We start from the raw sequence: 5107 nt of genomic DNA on the forward strand, positions 1-5107 counted from the left end.
ATGCCTTTTCCGACGCGGGCCCGGGCGCTCACAACCGCCGTTCCGCTTCCTCGATTAAGGCCCGGATTCTACGGGATTTTTCCGGCCCAGACGAGGTCGAACTTACAGCCTTGGCATTTTCATATTCCTACAAGCCGTTGCATTTCAATGGAAAATATGTCTATATTGAATGAGTATTCAACAAAAAGAAGAGCATTCCGATGAACCCGCACCTCCGTGACGTGGCGATCCCCAACGATTGGGACCGGCGGGGTTTGCCGGGGTGGAGCTACCATTCCAACGCCCTTCTCGAGCTCGAGAAGGAATATGTCTTCCGCAATCACTGGCAGATCGCCGGCCATGTCTCCGACGTGCCGAATCCGGGCGACTATCTGACCATGGACGTCATCGGCGAGCGCGCGCTGATCGTGCGCGGCAAGGACGGCGTCGTGCGCGCCTTCAACAACATGTGCCGCCACCGCGGCAGCCGCGTCGTCGCCGACAGCCAGGGCAGCTGCATGAACGCGCTGGTCTGCCCGTTCCACGGCTGGGTCTACAATCTCGACGGCACGCTGCGCGGCGCTGCCCGTCCGCGCTCCTTCCCCGAGCTCGACAAGACCGAGTTCGGCCTGATGCCGCTCGACCTCGAAATCTGGATGGGGTTCATCTTCATCCGCTTCCGCAAGGGCGGCCCGCAGCCCTCCGTCGCCGCACTCCTGAAGCCGATCGAAGCCGAGATGGCGCATTACAACGTCGCCGACATGGTGCCGTCCTGGGGCATCTGGACGCAGAAATCGCCGGTCAACTGGAAGTCGGTGCGCGACGTCGACAATGAAGGCTATCACGTCGCCGTGGCGCATCCGGCGCTGCAGGACCTCTACGGCGCCACCTATTTCGACGAGCCTTTCATCAATGGCGTGTCGCGCTCCTTCGCCACCTACAATCCACATGCCGGCCGGCGCTGGAGCGTGCGCGAATACATCAAGCTCGCGCCCGAGGCCACGCATCTGCCGGAGCATCTGCGCAAGGCCTGGATCTATTACGGCATCTTCCCCAACAACGCGCTGTCGATCATGCCGGAATCCGTCCAATTCTATCAGGAGTTCCCGCTGTCGACCGGCGAGACGCTGCTGCGCGGCGCCATCTACCGCCACAAGGACGAGACCCGCGAACAGGCGGCCGCGCGCTACCTTGCGTACCGCATCGATCGCGACACCATGAACGAGGACGTGCAGCTCTCGGTCTGGTCGAACGAATCCATGCTGTCGGAGGCTTTTGAAGGCTTCTACTTGTCGGATTTGGAGTACGGCGTGCGCACCCACCACGACCATCTGCGCAGGCAGGTCCCGGTGCTGAACCTGGAGACGGCGCCCGAGGAAAAGGACATGTGGGGCCTGAACGACGCGCTGCGGTCGAGGGGGTAGGGCGAGGCGGCCGAAGCTGCTGATCTCCCCCCTTGTGGGGGAGATCGGCTAATCACCCCCGCCAGACGCCTTCCTTCCGCAAATCATCCATGGTCCGCGAAATCCCTTCGCGCAGGATCGCAACCATGTCGTCGATCTGCTCTTTGGTGATGATCAGCGGCGGCGACATCACGCACATGTTGATCAGCGGCCGCACCAGAAGGCCGAGCTCGTGGCAATGCGCGTCGATGCGTTTGCCGACATTCTTGTCGAGCTGCAGCGGATCCTTGCTTTCGCGATCGGCCACGCATTCGACGCAAGCCATCAGGCCGACGCCGCGCACCTCGCCGACCAGCGGCAGCTCTTCAAGCGTCTTCAACTGCGCCTGGAAATAGGGCGCGATCTCGCGGGTGTGTTGAAGGACGCCCTCTTCCAGCAGGTCGAGATTCTTCAGCGCGACAGCGCAGCCGATCGGATGGCTGGTGTAGGTGAGGCCGTGTCCGAACAATGCATCCGGGTGATTGGAGCGGCGCAGCTCTTCCAGCAGCCGCTCGGAGATGATCACGCCGCCGAGCGGGAAATAGCCCGAGGTGATCCCCTTGGCGAAGGTGATCATGTCCGGGTCGATGCCGAACACGTCGCCCGAGGCGAAGACATGGCCAAGCCGGCAGAAGCCGGTCACCACCTCGTCCGAGACATAGAGGATATCGTTCTCGCGGCAGATCTCGCGGATGCGCTTCAGATACCCGTCCGGCGGCACGATGACGCCGCCCGAGGCCTGCACCGGCTCGCCGACAAAAGCGCCGATGCGGTCGGCGCCGACGCGCGCGATCGTGTCGCGGAACTGGTCGACCAGGAAATCGGTGAAGGCGGCAACGCTCATGCCCTTCGGCCGGCGGAACGGATCGGGCGAGGAAAGCTTGATCACCAGATCGTCGGCGCCGTCCATCCAGTCGTGATCGCGCGGGCGGCCGTTGAGCGAGGCCGACAGATAGGTCGAGCCGTGATAGGCGCCGCCGCGGCTGAGGATCAGCTTCTTCTCCGGTCGCCCGCGCACATTGTTGTAGAACTGCATGAAGCGCAGCGCCGTCTCCACCGCCGACGAGCCGCCGGTGGTGAAGAAGGTGTGGCTGAGGTCGCCCGGAGCGACATCCGCGATGCGCCGCGCAAGCTCCGCCGAGGGCGCGTTCATCGTGTACCAGGGCGTGTTGTAGGAGAGCGCCATCGCCTGGTCGTACATGACCTTGGCCAGCTCCTCGCGACGATGGCCGACATTGATGCACCACATGCCGGCCGGCCCGTCGATCAGCCGCTTGCCGGAGGCGTCGGTGATGTAGATGCCGTCGCCCTCGCCGATCAGCGTGCGCGCCTCGGCGCCGACCGAGCCGGCATAGGGCCAGGGCTGGACGAGATGGCGCCTGGCAAGCTCGACCGCATCGTCATCGCCAGGGCCGATCAGTTCGCTTGCCTTGACCTTGCTTTGAGCCGCCATCTTCGCCTCGTATCGCCAGAGTTGCCGAAATCTCACCGGACATCAAACAACGCGGAAAACCATGGAAACTCGGCTTTCTGTCGCTATATTTTGAATATCCGTTCAATCAATATCGCAGAAATAGCGCTTGATTTCAATCGGCGGATGCGCTCATGATGAAAGAAAGCCGGCAAGCCAGGAGCGATCGCGCTCTAAGCATAATTCGGGAACAGGCGGCCGGCGCCAAGGCATGATCCCGAAAAGTGGGAACCGGTTTTCGGATAAGATCATGCTTCAACGAGGAGTTAGGCCGGGATAACGATCCAGCGGAACGTTATCCTGGTCTAGCGAATGGGAAGGCCGCATGGCGGGACAGTCCGAGCCAGCTACCGAAATCACCCCCGGAGCGCTGCAATGACGGTTGCCGCGGAAGGGTCGCCCCCGTTGCGCATGGCAGGGGCCAGACGAAATCCCCTTCTGCAATCGGAAGCCGTCCAGGGCTTTGCCCTGATCAGTCCCACCTTCGTCTACGCCCTTGTTCTTCTCGTCCTGCCGATCCTGGTCGTTATCGCCCATTCCTTCTGGACGCAGAACTATCTCACCATCGACCACACCTTCACATTGGAGAACTACCGGATCGCGCTGGCCGAGCCGATCTACCGCGACCTGCTCTGGCGCTCGCTCTACATCTCGCTGACGGTCAGCCTGCTGACGGTGGCGCTCGCCTACCCGATCGCCTACTTCATTTCCTTTCATGGCGGCCGCCACAAAAGCCTGTGGCTGTTCCTCATCACCATCCCGTTCTGGACGAGCTACCTGCTGCGCGTGATGTCGTGGAAGGTGATCCTCGGCCACAATGGCGTCTTGAATTCCGGCCTGATGGGCCTTGGCATCATCAGCGAGCCGTCGGACGCGCTGCTCTACAATTCCACCGCCGTCATCATCACGCTCACCCATGCCTGGGCGACCTTCGCCATCCTCCCGATCTTCGTTTCGCTGGAGAAGGTCGACCGCACCCTGATCGAAGCGGCGACCGATCTCGGCGACGGGCCGCTGCGCTCCTTCCTGCGCGTCACCCTCCCGCTGTCGGCGCCCGGCGTCATCTCGGCGGCGCTCATCGTCATGATCCCGACCGTCGGCGACTATGTCACGCCGAAGCTCGTCGGCGGCAAGGACGGCGTCATGATCGCCAACGCCATCCAGGCGCAGTTCGGCAAGGCGTCGAACTGGCCGCTGGGTGCTGCGCTCTCGGTCACCACGATGGTCATCGTCTCGCTGATGGCAGGCGCCACCGTGCTGATCATTCGCGCTTTACAAAGGTTGGCGCGATGACGGCGACAAGACGTTTCCGGCCGGGATGGCTGTCGAGCTACGCCACGCTCTACGTCCTGTTCCTCTATCTGCCGGTGATCTTCCTGCCGATCTTCTCGATCAACACGGCGGCGACACCGAAATTCCCGCTCTCTGGCGTCACGCTGCACTGGTACGAGGACCTGCCGAAAACGCCGGCGCTGATCGACGCGACCTGGAACAGCCTGATCGTCGGCGTCTCCGCCTCGATCCTGTCGACGGTGCTGGGCATCCTCGCCGCCCGCTCGATCACCCGCTACCGCTACCCCGGCTGCCGCGCCATCAACGGCCTGATCATGGCGCCGCTGGTGCTGCCCGAGGTGATCGTCGCCATCTCCATGCTGCTGGTCATGCTGCAGCTAGGCCTGAGCCTATCGCTCTACACCGTCGTGCTCGGCCATGTGCTGGTCTGCATTCCCTACTCCATGACCGTCCTGACCTCCGGCTTCGAGGGTTTCGACCGCAGCCTGGAGGAGGCCTCCGCCGATCTCGGCGAGAGCGCCTTCGGCACTTTCCGGCGGGTGACGCTGCCCATGGTCGCGCCGGCGATCATCTCCAGCCTGCTCGTCTGCTTCACCATCTCGCTTGACGAATTCATCATCGCCTTCTTCCTTACCGGCACCGAGGCGACGCTGCCGATCTACATCTGGGGCCAGTTGCGTTTCGCGGCCAAGCTTCCTGGCGTGCTGGCGCTCGGCACCTTGTTGCTGTTGGCATCCTTCGTGCTGATGACAATTGCCGAAATCCTGCGCCGCCGCGCGGCGAGACGCACCCAGCACGAGGGAGGCCTCCATGCTTGAGCGGCTCCAGTCCGAGCGCATCCAATCCGACCGCACGATGATCGACATCCGCGACGTCACCCGCAGCTACGGATCGTTCAAGGCGCTGGACAACGCCTCGCTGG

The 5107-nt window shown here is 62.9% G+C and carries 4 protein-coding genes; 3 read left to right on the forward strand and 1 reads right to left on the reverse strand.

The window, feature by feature from the left end; translation table 11 throughout:
• Positions 1-200 precede the first annotated feature (200 nt).
• Positions 201-1403 (forward strand): aromatic ring-hydroxylating dioxygenase subunit alpha, encoded by a 1203-nt coding sequence (locus tag EOA28_RS24315; protein WP_127251235.1) that lies wholly within the window; start codon positions 201-203, stop codon positions 1401-1403.
• Positions 1404-1455: 52 nt separating this feature from the next.
• On the opposite strand, the gene EOA28_RS24320 is transcribed toward EOA28_RS24315, so the two are convergent.
• Positions 1456-2874, reverse strand: a complete 1419-nt coding sequence (locus EOA28_RS24320; RefSeq protein WP_127251234.1) for an aminotransferase — start codon at positions 2872-2874, stop codon at positions 1456-1458.
• Between the two features lie 393 nt (positions 2875-3267).
• Between EOA28_RS24320 and EOA28_RS24325 the strand changes: the two genes are divergently transcribed.
• Both EOA28_RS24325 and EOA28_RS24330 read left to right on the forward strand, forming a co-directional pair.
• Positions 3268-4185: an ABC transporter permease gene (locus EOA28_RS24325; RefSeq protein WP_127251233.1), complete on the forward strand. Its 918-nt coding sequence runs from the start codon at positions 3268-3270 to the stop codon at positions 4183-4185.
• Entirely contained in the window at positions 4182-5003 is an 822-nt protein-coding gene (locus EOA28_RS24330) for an ABC transporter permease (protein ID WP_127251232.1), read from the forward strand. Before EOA28_RS24325 ends, EOA28_RS24330 begins: the two co-directional genes overlap by 4 nt.
• Positions 5004-5107 lie beyond the last annotated feature (104 nt).

The organism is Mesorhizobium sp. M2A.F.Ca.ET.067.02.1.1 (assembly GCF_004023285.1).
In the GTDB taxonomy this organism is placed as follows: Bacteria; Pseudomonadota; Alphaproteobacteria; order Rhizobiales; family Rhizobiaceae; genus Mesorhizobium.